The 16685-nt window shown below is 40.1% G+C and carries 17 protein-coding genes; 13 read left to right on the plus strand and 4 right to left on the minus strand.

The annotated features are described in order from the left end of the window. Window positions 1–17: 17 nt before the first annotated feature. The 3 genes from gshB (at window position 18) to ruvX (ending at window position 2173) form a co-directional block, all read left to right on the plus strand. The gene (gene gshB, locus I6F45_RS04940) at window positions 18–968 is read left to right on the plus strand and encodes a glutathione synthase (RefSeq protein ID WP_165739975.1); all 951 of its coding nucleotides are present in this window, start codon (window positions 18–20) and stop codon (window positions 966–968) included. Between the two features lie 159 nt (window positions 969–1127). Beyond that, on the plus strand, window positions 1128–1685 hold the full coding sequence (locus I6F45_RS04945; protein WP_007585401.1) for a YqgE/AlgH family protein: 558 nt from the start codon (window positions 1128–1130) through the stop codon (window positions 1683–1685). A gap of 38 nt (window positions 1686–1723) precedes the next feature. Continuing rightward, window positions 1724–2173, plus strand: a complete 450-nt coding sequence (gene ruvX, locus I6F45_RS04950; protein ID WP_165739973.1) for a Holliday junction resolvase RuvX — start codon at window positions 1724–1726, stop codon at window positions 2171–2173. Between the two features lie 89 nt (window positions 2174–2262). Here ruvX and I6F45_RS04955 read toward each other — a convergent pair whose 3' ends face one another. Both I6F45_RS04955 and I6F45_RS04960 read right to left on the minus strand, forming a co-directional pair. After that, the gene (locus tag I6F45_RS04955) at window positions 2263–3399 is read right to left on the minus strand and encodes a PilT/PilU family type 4a pilus ATPase (RefSeq protein ID WP_165741289.1); all 1137 of its coding nucleotides are present in this window, start codon (window positions 3397–3399) and stop codon (window positions 2263–2265) included. 9 nt (window positions 3400–3408) lie between these two features. Further along, on the minus strand, window positions 3409–4449 hold the full coding sequence (locus I6F45_RS04960; protein WP_007585408.1) for a type IV pilus twitching motility protein PilT: 1041 nt from the start codon (window positions 4447–4449) through the stop codon (window positions 3409–3411). Window positions 4450–4451: 2 nt separating this feature from the next. Between I6F45_RS04960 and I6F45_RS04965 the strand changes: the two genes are divergently transcribed. From I6F45_RS04965 to I6F45_RS05000, 8 genes are all read left to right on the plus strand, one after another. After that, the gene (locus tag I6F45_RS04965) at window positions 4452–5165 is read left to right on the plus strand and encodes a YggS family pyridoxal phosphate-dependent enzyme (RefSeq protein ID WP_165741288.1); all 714 of its coding nucleotides are present in this window, start codon (window positions 4452–4454) and stop codon (window positions 5163–5165) included. 17 nt (window positions 5166–5182) lie between these two features. Next, window positions 5183–6004, plus strand: coding sequence for a pyrroline-5-carboxylate reductase (proC, locus tag I6F45_RS04970; protein ID WP_007585412.1), 822 nt, complete (start codon window positions 5183–5185; stop codon window positions 6002–6004). 27 nt (window positions 6005–6031) lie between these two features. Beyond that, entirely contained in the window at window positions 6032–6565 is a 534-nt protein-coding gene (locus tag I6F45_RS04975) for a YggT family protein (protein ID WP_007585413.1), read from the plus strand. Between the two features lie 60 nt (window positions 6566–6625). After that, window positions 6626–7069: a DUF4426 domain-containing protein gene (locus I6F45_RS04980; RefSeq protein ID WP_165727190.1), complete on the plus strand. Its 444-nt coding sequence runs from the start codon at window positions 6626–6628 to the stop codon at window positions 7067–7069. Between the two features lie 4 nt (window positions 7070–7073). Next, window positions 7074–7673 (plus strand): XTP/dITP diphosphatase, encoded by a 600-nt coding sequence (locus tag I6F45_RS04985; RefSeq protein ID WP_007585416.1) that lies wholly within the window; start codon window positions 7074–7076, stop codon window positions 7671–7673. After that, the gene (hemW, locus tag I6F45_RS04990) at window positions 7670–8806 is read left to right on the plus strand and encodes a radical SAM family heme chaperone HemW (protein WP_197119793.1); all 1137 of its coding nucleotides are present in this window, start codon (window positions 7670–7672) and stop codon (window positions 8804–8806) included. Before I6F45_RS04985 ends, hemW begins: the two co-directional genes overlap by 4 nt. A 68-nt stretch (window positions 8807–8874) precedes the next feature. Next, entirely contained in the window at window positions 8875–10710 is a 1836-nt protein-coding gene (locus I6F45_RS04995) for a DUF885 domain-containing protein (protein WP_165735494.1), read from the plus strand. 90 nt (window positions 10711–10800) lie between these two features. After that, window positions 10801–11469, plus strand: a complete 669-nt coding sequence (locus I6F45_RS05000) for a hypothetical protein (RefSeq protein WP_165725178.1) — start codon at window positions 10801–10803, stop codon at window positions 11467–11469. Here I6F45_RS05000 and I6F45_RS05005 read toward each other — a convergent pair. Both I6F45_RS05005 and I6F45_RS05010 read right to left on the minus strand, forming a co-directional pair. After that, a complete protein-coding gene (locus tag I6F45_RS05005) occupies window positions 11452–11895 on the minus strand; it encodes a hypothetical protein (RefSeq protein ID WP_197119794.1) in 444 nt (147 codons plus the stop codon). The genes I6F45_RS05000 and I6F45_RS05005 overlap by 18 nt on opposite strands. Before the next feature lie 322 nt (window positions 11896–12217). Next, window positions 12218–12934, minus strand: coding sequence for an SIMPL domain-containing protein (locus I6F45_RS05010; protein ID WP_197159807.1), 717 nt, complete (start codon window positions 12932–12934; stop codon window positions 12218–12220). Window positions 12935–13048: 114 nt separating this feature from the next. On the opposite strand from I6F45_RS05010, the gene I6F45_RS05015 reads away from it, so the two are divergent. Together I6F45_RS05015 and I6F45_RS05020 are read left to right on the plus strand one after the other, a co-directional pair. Further along, window positions 13049–15718 carry a bifunctional acetate--CoA ligase family protein/GNAT family N-acetyltransferase gene (locus I6F45_RS05015; RefSeq protein WP_165725176.1) on the plus strand — a complete coding sequence of 890 codons (2670 nt, stop codon included), beginning with the start codon at window positions 13049–13051 and terminating at the stop codon, window positions 15716–15718. Beyond that, window positions 15718–16671, plus strand: a complete 954-nt coding sequence (locus I6F45_RS05020; RefSeq protein ID WP_165722135.1) for an ion transporter — start codon at window positions 15718–15720, stop codon at window positions 16669–16671. The genes I6F45_RS05015 and I6F45_RS05020 overlap by 1 nt, the downstream gene beginning before the upstream one ends. Window positions 16672–16685: the final 14 nt, after the last annotated feature.

Here is a 16685-nt window from a genome sequence, read left to right on the forward strand (position 1 = left end):
ATAGTAAGGCACAGCGCATGGCAATTAAGTTAGGTATTATTTCAGATCCTATTAGTGGATTTAACATCAAAAAAGACACCGGTTTTGCAATGATGATGCAAGCGCAAGAACGCGGCTACGAAATTTATTATATGGAGATGGATGATTTATCTCTTCGTAAAGGTAAGTCGTACGCTACAGCGTCTAAAGCGCAAGTGTTTAATAATGCAGAAAAATGGTACGAGCTTGAAGAAAAAGCCACTATAGCCCTTGCCGACCTTGATGTTATTTTAATGCGAAAAGATCCTCCTTTTGATACCGAATACATTTACGCGACGTATATTTTAGAGCGTGCAGAACAAGAAGGTACGTTAATAATTAACAAGCCACAAAGCCTTCGCGATGCTAACGAAAAGCTATTTACAGCATGGTTTAGCGAACATACGCCAGACACACTTGTTACACGTAGCCAAAAACAAATTCGTGAGTTTTTAGCGCAGCATAAAGACATTATTTTAAAACCCCTTGATGGCATGGGTGGCGCATCTATTTTCCGCCTTAGAGAAGACGATGCCAACATTGGTGTAATTTGTGAAACGCTAACCGAGCACGGCAGCCGCTTTGCTATGGTGCAAAATTACATCCCAGAGATCAAACAAGGCGACAAGCGCGTATTGGTTATTGATGGTGAGGTTATTCCGTATTGTTTAGCGCGAATTCCACAAAATGGTGAAACACGCGGTAATTTAGCTGTTGGCGGTCGAGGCGAAGCGCGTCCACTTAGCGAGTCAGATTTAAAAATAGCGCAAGCGGTTGCACCAACGCTTAAAGAAAAAGGCTTAATATTTGTAGGTTTAGATATTATTGGCGATAAATTAACTGAAATTAACGTAACTGCACCAACGTGCGTACGCGAAATTGAAGCTGCTTATGATATTTCTATTACAGGTATTTTGTTTGATGCCATTGAAAGAAAGCTAGCTAGATAAATAAGTATCTACCTATCGTTATTAAAAGCACTTTTGTGTCATAAATTTTAATATAGTTATTAACTATTAATTTTTAAACTGTATGAAAGTGCTTTTTTAGTTTTAAAAACAAAGGTATGTGCCATACTCAAAGTTCATTAACTAAAAAGGGTGAAATCTATGCAGTCATTAGAAAATCATTTTTTAATCGCGATGCCGTCGATGCAAGACCCTTTTTTTAAACGTGCTGTTACCTATATTTGTGAGCACAATGAAGATGGGGCTATGGGCTTGGTAATAAACCAACCTATTGATGTTACTGTTGGCGAACTTTTAGATAAAATAGAAATTGATAACGACAAAACTCAAAACGCAGCAAAAGTAAGTGTGTTTGCAGGCGGACCCGTTAAAACTGACCGTGGTTTTGTTTTGCACTCTCCTCAATCAGGTTATTCAGCAAGCCAAAAACTCAGTAGCGATATTATGATCACTACCTCAAAAGATGTTTTAGCAAGCTTAACTACCGCACAAGCACCTGAACAATTTATTATTACATTGGGTTATTCAGGATGGGAGCAAGGACAACTCGAACAAGAGTTACTTGATAACAGTTGGTTGATCATAGAAGCCGATCCGAAGATCATTTTTGACACCCCCGTTGAAAAACGATGGGAAAAAGCAGTTTCAATGTTGGGCTTTGATATTAGCCAACTCAGCCCTGAAGCTGGTCACGCATAATAGTAATTTAACCCTTAGCAAACTTAAACAAGATACACATGACAAAAAAATCGCTTAAGCCGCAAGGCGAACGCACTGTAATGGGCTTTGACTTTGGCACCAAAAGTATTGGTATTGCTATTGGGCAAGAGCTAACAGGCAGCGCGTCTAGCCTTAAAGCTGTAAAAGCACAAGATGGCATTCCTAACTGGGACAATATTGCTGTACAAGTAACCGAATGGCAGCCTGACTTAATGGTTGTTGGCTTACCACTAAATATGGATGGAACGTCACAAGAGGTTACCTTTAAAGCAAAAAAGTTTGCCAACAGATTACATAATCATTATGGCATTCCAGTGCAAACACAAGACGAGCGTTTAACGACTGCGGATGCTAAAGCGCGACTTTTTGAAAGTGGTGGCTATAAAAACTTAGGCAAAGGTAACGTAGATAATATGTCTGCGGTTATTATTTTAGAAAGTTTTTTTGAGTCTAGTTACGGTGAATAAACAGATTATATAAATAACCTGTTATATAAATAAAAAGCGCCAATTGGCGCTTTTTTTATATTAAGTATTTATATTTATTACTTTTTAAATTATTGATCGCTATTTTTATCGTCAAGGCCATCAATAGTAACGCCTTGTAAAAAGCCCGCACCTTGCTGCTCGTTATTGCGCAGTTTAATCATTAAACGTAAATCATTTGGCGAATCAGCATGATGCAGTGCATCAGCGTAATTAATTCGCTGCTGTCTATACAGCTCAAATAATGCTTGGTCAAAGGTTTGCATGCCCATTTCTTTCGATTTAGCCATTGCCTCTTTAATACCACCAATATCACCGTTTTTAATCAGTTCAGCAACCATTGGTGAGTTAAGCAATATTTCAATAGCTGCAACACGGCTTTCACCATCAGCAGTCGGTACTAATTGCTGGGCCACAATTGCACGTAAGTTAAGTGCTAAATCGTACTTAAGCTTATCGTGTTTTTCTTTTGGAACTAAATGCATAATACGGTCAATCGCTTGGTTAGCATTATTAGCATGCAGTGTTGCAACACACAGGTGCCCAGTTTCGGCAAAGCTTAGTGCGTATTCCATAGTTTCTTGAGAGCGAATTTCACCAATCAAAATTACATCGGGAGCTTGGCGTAATGAGCTTTTAAGTGCTGACTCAAAGCTTTCGGTATCAAGCCCTACTTCGCGTTGAGTAATAATACTTTTGCGATGCTCATGAACAAATTCAATCGGATCTTCAATAGTCAGTATATGACCACGTTGATGTCGGTTACGGTAACCAATAAGTGCGGCTAGCGAGGTTGATTTACCCGTGCCAGTACCACCGACGAACAAAACAAGGCCACGCTTAGACATAATTACATCGGTAAGAATAGAAGGAAGACCTAGCTCACTCACATCAGGTATTTGCGTAACAATGCGGCGAATAACCATACCTGCTTTATCGCGTTGCCAAAAAGCAGAAATACGAAAACGCCCTTCGTCGGTGGCAATCGCAAAGTTACATTCTTTCGTTGTATGAAACTCTGCTTTTTGCTTTTCGCTCATTGCAGATTCTACTAACTCAAGCGATTGCTCATCAGTAAGCCTATCGTCACTTAGGGCTGTTAGCTCACCGTTTATTTTTGCGCTTACAGGTAGCTGACTCGATACAAATAAGTCAGAACCTTTTTTCTCAATCATGATGAGTAAAAAGTCGTTTAAAGATAAAGTCATAATAGTTTCTTACCCGCCAAATTGTGTTTTGTCTTGTGCTTTTTCTTTCGCTGCCGCATTTGTAACAATGCCGTGATTAACTAAATTAGTTAAACATTGATCCATTGTTTGCATGCCCACAGACGCACCGGTTTGAATAGACGAGTACATTTGTGCAATTTTGTCTTCACGAATTAAGTTACGAATAGCAGGTACTGCAATCATAATTTCGTGTGCTGCAACTCGCCCGCCACCAATCTTTTTAAGCAGTGTTTGCGAAATAACAGCACGCAAAGATTCAGATAACATTGAACGTACCATTGATTTTTCTTCACCTGGGAATACATCGATAATACGGTCAATGGTTTTTGGTGCAGATGTTGTATGCAACGTGCCAAACACTAAGTGACCCGTTTCAGCAGCGGTCATTGCAAGACGAATTGTTTCTAAATCACGTAACTCACCGACCAATATTACATCTGGATCTTCACGCAATGCACTACGTAGCGCGTTTGAAAAGCTATGAGTATCGCGATGTACCTCACGTTGATTAATAAGGCTTAATTTATTATCGTGAACAAACTCGATTGGATCTTCTATTGTTAGAATATGGTGATGTTTATTTTGATTTATATAATCGACCATAGCGGCAAGTGTTGTCGATTTACCAGAGCCCGTTGGGCCCGTCACTAACACGAGTCCACGTGGGGTATCGGAGATTGTTTTAAAAATATCTGGCGCACCTAAATCATCAAGCGTTAACACTTCACTTGGTATGGTACGAAATACCGCAGCAGGCCCGCGATTAGAGTTAAACGCATTCACACGAAAACGTGCTAAATTAGGCACTTCAAACGAAAAATCCACTTCGAGATTTTGTTCATAGTCCTTGCGTTGATTATCGTTCATAATATCGTAAACCAGACTGTTTACGTCTTTGTCTGCAAGGGCTGGTATATTAATGCGGCGAACATCACCGTCTACGCGTATCATAGGTGAAACACCCGACGATAAATGTAAATCGGATGCTTTGTGTTGCACACTAAACGCTAATAATTCGGTAATATCCATTTATGACTCCACAACTAACTGATAAATATATGGTTACAATAGCAGAACGACTCACATCCGCCTACGCTAGAATTGCAGACGCGGCAAAAATTGCACAACGAAACACTAACGAAGTCACTCTACTGGCAGTGTCTAAAACTAAACCAAGCGAAGATGTTATTGCAGCTTATGAGCATGGTCAGCGCGAATTTGGTGAATCTTATGTTCAAGAGGCTATAGATAAAATAGCTCAACTACAGTCATATAGCGACATCATTTGGCATTTCATTGGCCCTATTCAATCTAATAAAAGTGCTTTAGTGGCTGCCAACTTTGATTGGGTGCAAAGTGTTGATCGCATAAAAATAGCGAAACGATTAGATTCCCAGCGCCCAGACGATAAACAGCCTCTTAATATACTTATTCAAGTAAATATAAGTAATGAAGAAGCGAAGTCGGGTTGCCACCGCGATGAAATAGATGAACTTGCCGATTTTATTAACCAATGTGAGCACTTAACACTTCGAGGTTTAATGGCGATTCCCGCTAAAAGCGACAAACTGGATACGCAAATTCAATCTTTTGAGCAATTACAAACTTGCTTTGATAAACTAAAGACCCAATATCCTCAAGTAGATACTTTGTCGATGGGTATGAGTAACGATGTTGAAGCTGCCATTAGTGCAGGCTCAACCATGGTAAGGATCGGCACAGACATTTTTGGAACACGAACTTAAAAGGTGATAACAGATTTATGTCAGATAAAAAAATCGCATTTATAGGCACAGGTAATATGAGCTACGCCATTATTGGTGGCATGGTAAAAAACGGTTTTAACGCAAGTAACATTATTGCGACTAACCGCAACCAAGAAAAGCTTGAAAAGGTAGCCTTTGATTTCAAGGTGCAAACCACCAGTGACAATAACGAAGCCCTGCGCGATGCTGATGTAATTGTTTTGTCTGTTAAACCACAAATGATGGGCGATTTATGTAAATCGTTTCAAGAGTCGGGCGTAGATTTTAGCGATAAACTGTTTATTTCTGTTGCTGCTGGCTTAACTGTAAAACGTTTACGTGAAATGCTAGGTCAAGACGTTAAAATGGTACGTTGTATGCCAAATACACCGTCTTTATTAGGCCGTGGTGTATCAGGTTTATATGGCGCGGGCGAAACACAAAGCGAACACGAGTTTGTACAACAAGTTTTTGAATGCACGGGCATTGTTGTATGGGTCGAAAAAGAATCACAAATTAACGATATTATTGCTGTGACTGGCTCATCGCCGGCTTACTTTTTCTTATTTATGGAAGCCATAGAAGAAAAAGCTAAAGCGCTGGGCTTTAATGATGAAGACGCTCGTCGTTTAGTACAGCAAACAGCCCTTGGCGCCGCCGAAATGGCACTTAGCCAGCCTGATATTACTATTTCGCAACTACGTTCAAACGTAACATCTAAAGGCGGTACTACTCACGCAGCTGTTGAGCACTTAAAAGATGAAGGCTTAACTAAAACCGTTGGCGATGCAATGGATGCGTGTATTGCGCGTGCAGAGCAAATGGAAAAAGAACTTTAAAACCACTTTTTTATTGAAGGTTACACTATGAATGCCATGCAATTTTTAATCAGTACCCTGTTTGATTTGTTTTTAATGGTGGTATTACTGCGCTTTTGGCTGCAGTGGGCAAAAGCCGACTTTTATAATCCAATGAGCCAGTTTGTGGTTAAAGCCACTTCGTTTGCGGTAAAACCACTGCGTAAAATCATTCCGGGATTTGGCGGACTTGATTTAGCATCTCTGTTGCTGGCATTTATAGTGGCTGTAGCCAAAATTAGTACTTTAATGCTTGTTATATATAATGCGTGGGCAATACAGCCTGTAATTATACAAGCACTTATAACGGTACTAAAAGAAGGCCTTAACTTAGTTTTTTGGGTACTTATTATTCGCGCTATTTTAAGCTGGGTTAGCCAAGGTTATAACCCTATAGAAGCGGTTTTCCATCAGCTTACTGAACCAATGCTAAAACCAATTCGTAAAATATTGCCATCAATGGGTGGCTTAGATTTATCAGTTTTAGTACTTATTATTGGTATTCAGTTTTTGCAAATGCTGCTTATGGATTTTTTAGTCTAATATGGATTTTTTAATTAGAGGCCCAAAGGCCTCTTTTTTATATGTTTTGAGGAATACATAATGAACCGTTTAATTAAGTTTTGTTTTATTGCTTGTTTAGCATTTGTATTTAACGCGCAAAGCGAAGAAATGCAAGGCGCACAATATAAAGAGCTTGGCCCTTGGCAAGTGCATTACATCGCCTTTCCTTCTACTTTTATTCAGCCAAAAATAGCAAAAGCGTATGGCCTTGAGCGAAGCGGATACAAAGGCATTGTGAATATTTCTATTTTAAAAAATGATGCCGAAAACACAGCCCAAACAGCAAAGCTGACTGGCACAGCTAAAAACCTACTTGGCAACAAACAAACGCTTACTTTTAAAGAAGTAAAAGAAGGTGATTCAATTTATTACCTTGCCCAAGTTGATTATACCAACGAAGAGATTTTACGCTTTGAGATTGAAATACAACAAAGTAATCAATTTCAAAAATTACAGTTTCAGCAAAAATTTTACGTAGATTAATAACATGACCAAAACTTTAGTACTTGCTACAGGTAACCCTGGCAAAGTAAATGAGCTAGCTAACATGCTAAGCCCTCTGAATATTAATGTAGTTCCACAGAGCGATTTTAACGTAGGTGAAGTTGCCGAAACCGGCACTACCTTTGTTGAAAATGCCATTATTAAAGCGCGTCATGCCGCTAAAATTACTGGCATGCCTGCTATTGCCGATGACTCAGGTTTAGAAGTTGATGGCCTAAATGGCGCACCCGGTGTTTACTCTGCCCGTTTTGCAGGCCCAGGTGCCAGCGATCAAGATAACATTGATAAGTTACTCGTAGACTTGGGTAATAACCCTATCCGTAGTGCTCGTTTTTGGTGTGTACTGGTATTAATGCGCCACGCAGATGACCCTACCCCCCTTATTTGCAGTGCAAGCTGGGAAGGCGAAATTACGCTCACTCAAAATGGCAACGGTGGCTTTGGTTACGACCCTGTATTTTTTGTACCAGAGAAAAATTGTACCAGTGCTGAGCTTACAAAAGAGCAAAAAAATGCAGTGAGTCATCGCGGCCAAGCACTACAAAAACTATTGCTAGAGCTACAGCAAAAAGGCGGCCTGTGAACCTTCCACCACTGAGCTTATATGTGCACGTACCTTGGTGCGTGCAAAAATGCCCGTACTGCGATTTTAATAGCCACGGGCAAAAAGGTGAAATACCTGAAGCTGAATATGTTCAGCATTTAATTGATGATTTAAAAGCAGATTTGCACTTAGTGCAAGGACGTAGAATTCACAGTATCTTTATTGGTGGCGGTACTCCGAGCTTATTAACTGGTGCGGCTTATACTCGTTTATTAAATGAAGTCGACAACCTAATTGGTCTTGAAGAACACTGCGAAATTACCCTTGAAGCCAACCCAGGCACAGTAGAAACAGGTCGCTTTAAAGATTACGTAAAAGCAGGCATTAACCGTATTTCTATCGGTGTGCAAAGCATGCAAAACGACAAGCTAAAAGCACTGGGGCGGATTCATGGCAGTGACGAGGCTAATTATGCTGCGCAGCAAGCTAAAGAAGCCGGTTTAAATAGCTTTAACCTTGATTTAATGCACGGCTTACCAGGGCAAACACTTGACGATGCACTGAGCGATTTAAAGCAAATAATAGCGCTCGATCCTCCTCATATATCGTGGTATCAACTAACTATTGAACCCAATACTCAATTTGCTTCAAAACCACCTACCTTGCCACAAGATGAAACACTGTGGGACATACAAGAACAAGGGGTCGAGTTACTCGCGCAAGCAGGTTACATACAATACGAAATATCAGGCTATGCAAAACCGGGCTATCAGTGCCAACATAACTTGAATTATTGGCGTTTTGGCGATTATCTCGGTATTGGCTGCGGCGCGCATGGTAAGGTTACTGATGCAAATACAGGGCTTATTACGCGTACTGAAAAGGTTAAACACCCACGCGGCTATATGGATTTAATCAAACCGTATATGTACAAAAGCTGGCATGTAGAGCAAGACGATTTAGCGTTTGAATTTTTTATGAATCGCTTTCGCCTTGTTGAGCCTTGCCCAATTAATGATTTTAATAAACTAACAACACTGCCACTGCAAAGTCAGCAAAGCGCATTAAACCAAGCAATTAATAAAGGTTTATTGACTCAAACAGACAGCCATTGGCAGGTAAGCTTAAAAGGTCATCGCTTTTTAAATGACCTGCTAGAATTATTTGTGTAGCGCCCAGCGCTACACAAAAAATAAATATAAAACACCCTAATGGGTTTCTAACAACAAAAGGGAAAACAATGCGTAAACTTACTTTTATTGCGGCCGCAGTAAGCGTTGCACTACTTGCTGGTTGCCAGCAAACAACACAACAAGCGACTTCAGCTCCTATTGCACAAGCAGTTCAATCACAACAAAGTGAAATAGACAAAGCCAATGCATTTTTTGAAGATACATTTAACCGCGACGTAATGAGCAGTCCTGTATATCAAACATACATGGGTATTAAGCAAGATTACGATAAGTGGGATGATGGCAGCGAAGAAAGACAGCTTAAAGATTTAGCGCAAACAAAAGCTGACCTAGTTGCACTAAAAGCAATCAGCCGTGATTTATTAGATGATGCAACAAAAGTTAGCTACGACTTAAAAAAACAAGATCTTGAAAGCTCAATTGCTGACTTTAAATGGCGTTACCATAACTACCCTGTGAACCAAATGTTTGGTACGCATTCTATGATCCCTGCGTTTTTAATTAATCAGCACTCAATTAGCAATGTAAAAGAAGCTAAAGACTACATTTCACGTTTAAATGGTGTAACTGGTGTTATTGATCAGCTTATCGTTGATTTAACTGTACGTGCAGAAAAAGGCATCATAGCCCCTAAATTTGTATTCCCGCATGTTATTGATTCAAGCAAAAACATTATTCACGGTGCACCGTTTGAAAAAGGCGATGATTCTACATTGCTTGCTGACTTTAAACGTAAAGTAACAGCGCTTGAAATTAGCCAAGACGAAAAAGACTCGTTAATCAGCGATGCATCAGATGCATTAAAATCAGCTGTTAAACCATCTTACTCTAAGTTAATTAATTACCTTGCACAGCTTGAAAAACGCGCAGATGATCGCGATGGCGCATGGAAATTACCTGATGGCGAAGCGTTTTATAACAACGCACTTAAGCGCACAACTACAACAGATTTAACTGCTAAAGAAATCCATGCAATTGGCCTATCTGAAGTGGCACGTATTCATGATGAAATGCGTGAAATTAAAGACAAAGTTGGCTTTAAAGGCGACTTAAAAGCGTTTATGCAGTTTATGAAAACTGACAAGCAATTTTACTACCCTAATGATGCACAAGGTAAACAACGCTACCTTGATGAAGCCACTGGGCTTATTGATACAATGAAAACGCGTTTAGATGAGTTATTCATTGTTAAACCAAAAGCAGGTTTAAAAGTAAAAGCGGTTGAAGCATTCCGTGAAAAAGCAGCAGGTAAAGCATTTTACCAACAGCCAGCTCCAGATGGGTCACGCCCAGGTGTTTACTACGCTAACCTTTACGATATGGAAGCAATGCCAACGTATCAAATGGAAGCGCTGGCATACCACGAAGGTATTCCGGGACACCACATGCAAATAGCTATTTCGCAAGAACTAGAAGGTATTCCTAAGTTCCGTAAGTTTGGTGGCTACACAGCGTATATTGAAGGCTGGGGTTTATACTCAGAGTTCATTCCTAAAGAAATGGGCATGTACTCAGACCCTTACTCAGATTTTGGTCGTCTTTCAATGGAATTATGGCGCGCATGTCGCTTAGTTGTTGATACGGGGATTCACGCAATGAAGTGGACTCGCCAAGAAGGTATTGATTACTACGTAAATAACACGCCTAATGCAACATCTGACGGTGTTAAAATGGTTGAGCGTCACATTGTAATGCCTTCACAAGCAACAGCTTATAAAGTGGGTATGCTTAAGATTTTAGAGCTTCGTGAAGAAGCTAAAAAGCAACTTGGTGATAAATTTGATATTCGCCAGTTCCACGACGTAGTGCTTAAAAATGGTCCTGTACCACTTAATGTACTAGAAAACTTTGTTAATGAATGGGTAGCAAGCAAAAAGGCTTAAAACCAATTTAAACAATTGCTTTAAATATGAAAAGGTCGCATTTGCGACCTTTTTTGTTTTATAGTAGTAAAAAAGATTTTGGAAATAATAATGGATTTAAGCATACAACTACTTAATGCGCGTATTTCAAAGCAGCAGTTAAATGAGCTCGATAACGACTTTAGGCAGTTAAGCCCTGCCCAGCAAACTTTACAGCTTAACCATTTATATGACAGCGCCCAACGGTTGAGTGTTAAGTATGACTTTATGCAAAACATAGCAATCCGTATATTAAGTACTAATACAGCACCTTCTCTATTTATTAACCAACTCACTAATATTGACGCATTGAGCTTTTTCACCCCAGCGCTGAGAGTAAATAAAGGCTTTTTAGTACAAGATACTCAAGGAAATAATGTACTGCACAATGTGTTTAAGCATGCCGATGCTACAAAGCTGCCATTTAACTATGTACGCTCTTTAATGTTGTTTGAATCAAATGATGACTTAGTTAAAGCGTTGGCGCAGCCCAACTCTCACGGATTAACACCAGTTGCCTGCTACATTGCCTATGCAAATAAATCGAGCACACCGGTAAAGCATGAATTCTCAGCTTTGTTAGCATTAATGGAAATAGAGCAAAAACAAAATCCTAACGCAAAACAGCAGCTTGCCAACGTACTAAAAGGGCAAAAAGTTAACGAGACCACAATTTTACTGAGCGCCGCTTACTTGCAACGCTCAACGGCGCAAGTTGCTCACTTAATCAAGGCGCTTTAATTCACTCACAACTTCTGTACGCACAATGTCTATGGCATGTGTAATAGATTGCGCAGCACTTTCGTGATCAACCATATTTGGCCAATTTGTTTGCCAGACCTTTTGTAAGTCTTTTGTTTTTAAATGTACTTTATCAACGGCTAAGTAGCTTAAGTCATGAATTAAGTTAACTTTAACCCAGCCTTTTCTAGGGCTGCCATCTATTTTGTTATTATCGTAATGTGCGGCAAATACAATAAGCTCAAGCTCGGCTAGTTCTTGTAATATTTGAAAGCTAGCAATGCGTGTATTGTTGTTCTCTTCACTTGCCTCCATTCGCCATGCATTATAACTAAAGCCAATAAACGCAAACACCACGCTCGCTATAGCAGTAAAAAAATACGAACGGGGCGCCAGTACAAACTGACCATATTTAGACTCTGACATATTATTTCCTAGGGCCTGTTTATCTTTCGAGGTTAAATTTACAGCAGTATGTTTGGTATTTAGTCAAGGCAGAGCCTATGCAGTGTGGTTATTCCCCATTAATAGGCGATAACGTGGAATAAATGCCAAACATGCGCTGCCCGAAGGGTTCTGCCTAGGGGCAATTTACTCTTTGTTGCCTACATGGATGTAGGTAAGGGGCGTGAGCAGGACGCGGAAGCTTTGCTCGGTTTTTACTTAGCCCGCTAGGTTACAAACCTCACGCCGCGATTAAATCGGCCCCTAGATTGAACAAATTTTAATCCTGAAAGGTCAACAGGCCCTAGTCATTTAAATAATATTCAACACTGGTTACCACTCTTATATTTTTTATTTGCGGTGTGTTTGAATCTCGATTACTGATACTAAATTGCCCTTGGCGAGCTGTTTTTATTTTGCCTAATTTTGAATTAGAGTCTTTAGCAAATTTATTAGCGACTTCACGCGCTTTTTCAGTTGCTTCTTGCACCATCGCAGGCTTTACATCATTGAGGCCAGTAAAAATGTATTCAACTTTTGTTTCGTAGCTGTCCTGCACTATTGCGATATCTTGTTTAGCAAGCTGGCTTACTTTACTCAGCGCGTTTTTTACTTTATCTGGCGCATCAGAATAAACAATAATATTTGAGCGCACTATATATCTAAATTGCTGATTTTCATTACTGTATTCACGTGCTTGCTTATCAATAACTGACTGGCTGCCTATTGTTATTTCATCGTCGTCAAAACCATGCAGTTTTAAAAAAGCAGTTACCGCATCATTTTTTTTCTCAACTCGGCTTACTAATTTTTCAAGATTATTGTCGGCATCACTAAATTGCAGAGGCCAAATTACCGTATCGGCTATAACTTCTCGCTCGGCCAATCCCTTAACCTGCACAGTACGTTCCATCTCTTTTACACTGAGAGCTGTGCTCTTTAAAATAAATCCTAAGCTAATTAAGCCTATACTTAAACAAATAGCCGCTATAACAATGTAAAAACCGGGGGTTTTATTCACAATAATCTCCTTGATTGATATCAATAATAAGCATCTAGACGCTCGAAATAACACAGTAAACAGGGTACATTGAGACTATAAATAACGCAAAATTTAATCAGCCTAGGAAAAACCATGAGCCTTAAGCGCATTACCCAGTTTTTTAACCCAAGCTCAGTGGCCGTTATTGGTGCCTCTAATATATCAACTCGTGCTGGTTTTGTGGTTATGCGCAACTTACTTCAAGGCGGTTTTAAAGGGCCGATAATGCCCGTTACTCCAAGCCATAGCGCAGTACATGGCGTACTTGCTTACCCCTCTATTGCTGACTTACCAAAAGTACCCGACCTAGCTGTTATTTGTACTAACAAAAATACCTTAATTGATATTATTGAGCAGCTTGGAGAGCTTGGCTGTAAAACCGCTATTGTTATTGCCGATGGGCTGTCTGGAGAGCAAAAAAGCGCACTTAAAGCATGCGCTCAAGCCAAACAGGTTACTTTGCTTGGACCCAATTGTTTGGGCTTGCTGATCCCTCATATTGGTTTAAATGCGAGCTTTTCACATACAGTAGCAAGCCCAGGTAAAATTGCATTTGTATCGCAATCAGCAGCAGTATGCTCAACCATTTTAGATTGGGCTAAAAACAAAGAAATTGGCTTTTCATATTTTGTATCGGTAGGTGATTGCCTTGATATAAACTTTAATGAACTACTCGACTTTTTAGGTCGTGATGCTAAAACCAAAGCTATTTTACTCTACATTGATAACATTGAAGATATTCGTGGCTTTATATCAGCAGCAAGAGCTGCGGCCTTTAGTAAACCTGTAATTGCAATTAAAACAGGTAAAACAAGTGCAGGCGCACTTGCAGCCGAAATTCACACCGGCGGAAAGCAAAGCTCTGATGCTGTTTACGATGCGTTATTTCAACGAGCGGGTATGCTGCGCGTAAATGATTTACGAGAGCTATTTGCAGCAACACAAACACTCGCCATGCATCCAAAATTATTAAAAGTAGAGCAACTGACAATTTTAACTAATGGTGGCGGCCCCGGTGTTATGGCCGTTGATGAGCTAATTCAAAGCTCCGGTAAATTAGCCGAGTTGAGCGCTGAAACCCGAAATGCGCTAAATAAAGTAATTCCGCAATCAGAAACCACCTCAAACCCTGTGGATATTTTTGGCGATTCAGCACCAGCGCGTTATAAGCAAGCATTAGAAATTTTACTGCACGCAAAAGAAGTTAAAAACTTACTGATTATCCATACCCCCTCAGCGCTTGCGCCCAGCGAAGACTATGCCAACATTATTGTAGAAACCTTACAAACATTACCCAAAATGGCACGCCCTTACGTTATAACTAATTTTATGGGTGAAGACGCATCTTACGCCGCCAGAAAAGTGTGCTCAAACAACGCAATACCAACTTATAGAACACCAGAGGGTGCTGTTGGCGCGTTTATGCACTTGGTAACGTATCGCCGTAACCAAAAGCATTTAACGCAAACACCTGAGTCGAATACAGATGACGCAAAAATAAATAAAGTAGCAGCTAAAGCGCTTATTAATGAGTTTTTAGATGACGGACAAAGCTACTTACCTACCCATCAGGCAAGCCAAGTATTAAATCACTATGGTATTACATGCATTCAAACTGAGGTGGCTTACACCCCAACAGAAGCCAGAGAGCAAGCCATAGAACTTGGTTTTCCGGTCGCGTTAAAACTTATTAGCCCAAGTATTGCTTCAAAGTCTGAAGTAGGTGGTGTGGTGCTTAACTTAAACGACGCGAACGAGGTTGAACAAACTGCTTTTGCAATGCTTATCCGTATTAAAAACACTTATCCGGATGCTGTTATTGAAGGGTTTTCATTACAAAAAATGGCGCCGCGAGCAGGCGCAAATGAGCTGCGAATTGCGATTAAAACCGAGCCTAATTTTGGTCCTGTTATATTATTAGGTGAAGCAGGCACCGGCCTTGAATATGCGCAAGCCGCCGTTGCTCTGCCTCCACTAAATATGAACTTAGCAAAGTATTTAATTGCCGCAGCGCACGATAAAGGCGTATTAAAGGAGCGCATATTACCCGAAAAAGTTGATAAGTATCGTTTGTGTGCACTGCTAACGCGTATTTCTCAGTTAGTTATTGATCAACCTGACATAAGCTCAATGGAACTTAATCCTATACTTGCCAGTAATGGACAGTTTTTAGTGCTCGATGCCACCATGACACTTAGCCGTTATCAAGCTCAGAGCAATCGTAAGCGCTTATCTATTCGTCCCTACCCTATTGAACTTGTTGAAGTGGTAACACTTAAAAACAACACCCAAGCTACGCTCAGACCAATAAAGCCAGAAGATGAACAAGCTCATAAAGCATTTGACGAGTCACTTAATAAAGAAGACAGATATAAACGCTTTTTTGGCGAACTACCACAATTTAACCACGATCAACTCGCGAAAATGACGCAAATTGATTACGACCGTGAAATGGCGTTTATTGTTTGCCAACGCTTTGAAGGTAAAACTCGCACATTAGGTGTGTCTCGCGTCATTATGGACCCCGATAACCTGCATGCTGAGTTTGCCATTGTAGTACGCTCAGATTGCCAAGGTTTAGGGCTTGGTCGCATACTAATGAGTGCAGCAATTAACCACTGTAAACGTCAAGGTGTGGAATCGATTGAAGGCATAACCTTACCAGAGAATACAGGGATGATTGAGCTTGCCCGTAAGTTAGGTTTTAAAATTAGTCGCGACTTTGAAGAAGGCAGTATTAACATGGTACTTAAACTTAAATAATGAATGAACCACACACTTTAAGACAAAAAATGGCTTGCCTGTTTGAAGGCACAGGCCAGTACCATCGAGCGGGACATATTCTTGATATTGCACTCATTAGCTTAATAATGATCAACGTTGTAGCCATTGTTATTGAATCAATCCCAAGTGTGGCAGAGCAGTATTACAACGAATTCTTAGTTTTAGAAATTGTCTCGGTCGCTATTTTTGCTATTGAGTACTTAGCCAGGCTTTGGGCTTGCGTAGATAAAACACGATATGCAGCAATGGAAGGGTCTCATACCAAACGTCGGCTTAGCTATTTTTTCTCTCCTTTGGCAATTGTTGATTTAATTGCGATTTTACCAAGCTTAATGATGTTTTTATTTCCTCTCGATTTACGTTTTTTACGCGTGCTCCGACTATTAAGGGTATTTAAACTCACTCGCTACTCACGCGCCATGCAGCTACTTTTAAAAGCCTTTAACGATGAAGGTAGTTCATTAATGGCTGCTTTTTTTATTATGGCCGTCGTGCTTATTTTAGCTTCATGCGGAATTTACTTAATTGAGCACGACATACAACCCGATAAATTTGGCTCTATTCCTGCGGCTATGTGGTGGGCAATGGCAACACTAACAACCGTTGGTTATGGCGATGTAGTACCTATAACGCCATTGGGTAAGTTTTTCGGCGGGGTTATTACACTACTGAGCATGGGAATGGTTGCAATACCTACCGGTTTACTGGCGTCTAGTTTTTCAGAACAAATACGTAAACGCCGCCAATTTTTTGAAGATGCCGTACATGAACAAATTCAAGATGGCACCCTTAATAATACTCAACAAGAACACCTAGAAGAACTACGCTATAAATTAGGCTTGAGTAAACTAGAAGCTAATAAGGCCATTAAAACGCAGTTGAATGAGCATAATAGCCATTTGTTTTGCAGGCACTGCGGTAAAAGGCCTTAAATAAGTACTGCTAT

Source organism: Pseudoalteromonas sp. SWYJZ19 (genome assembly GCF_015864375.1).
Lineage (GTDB): Bacteria > Pseudomonadota > Gammaproteobacteria > Enterobacterales > Alteromonadaceae > Pseudoalteromonas > Pseudoalteromonas arctica.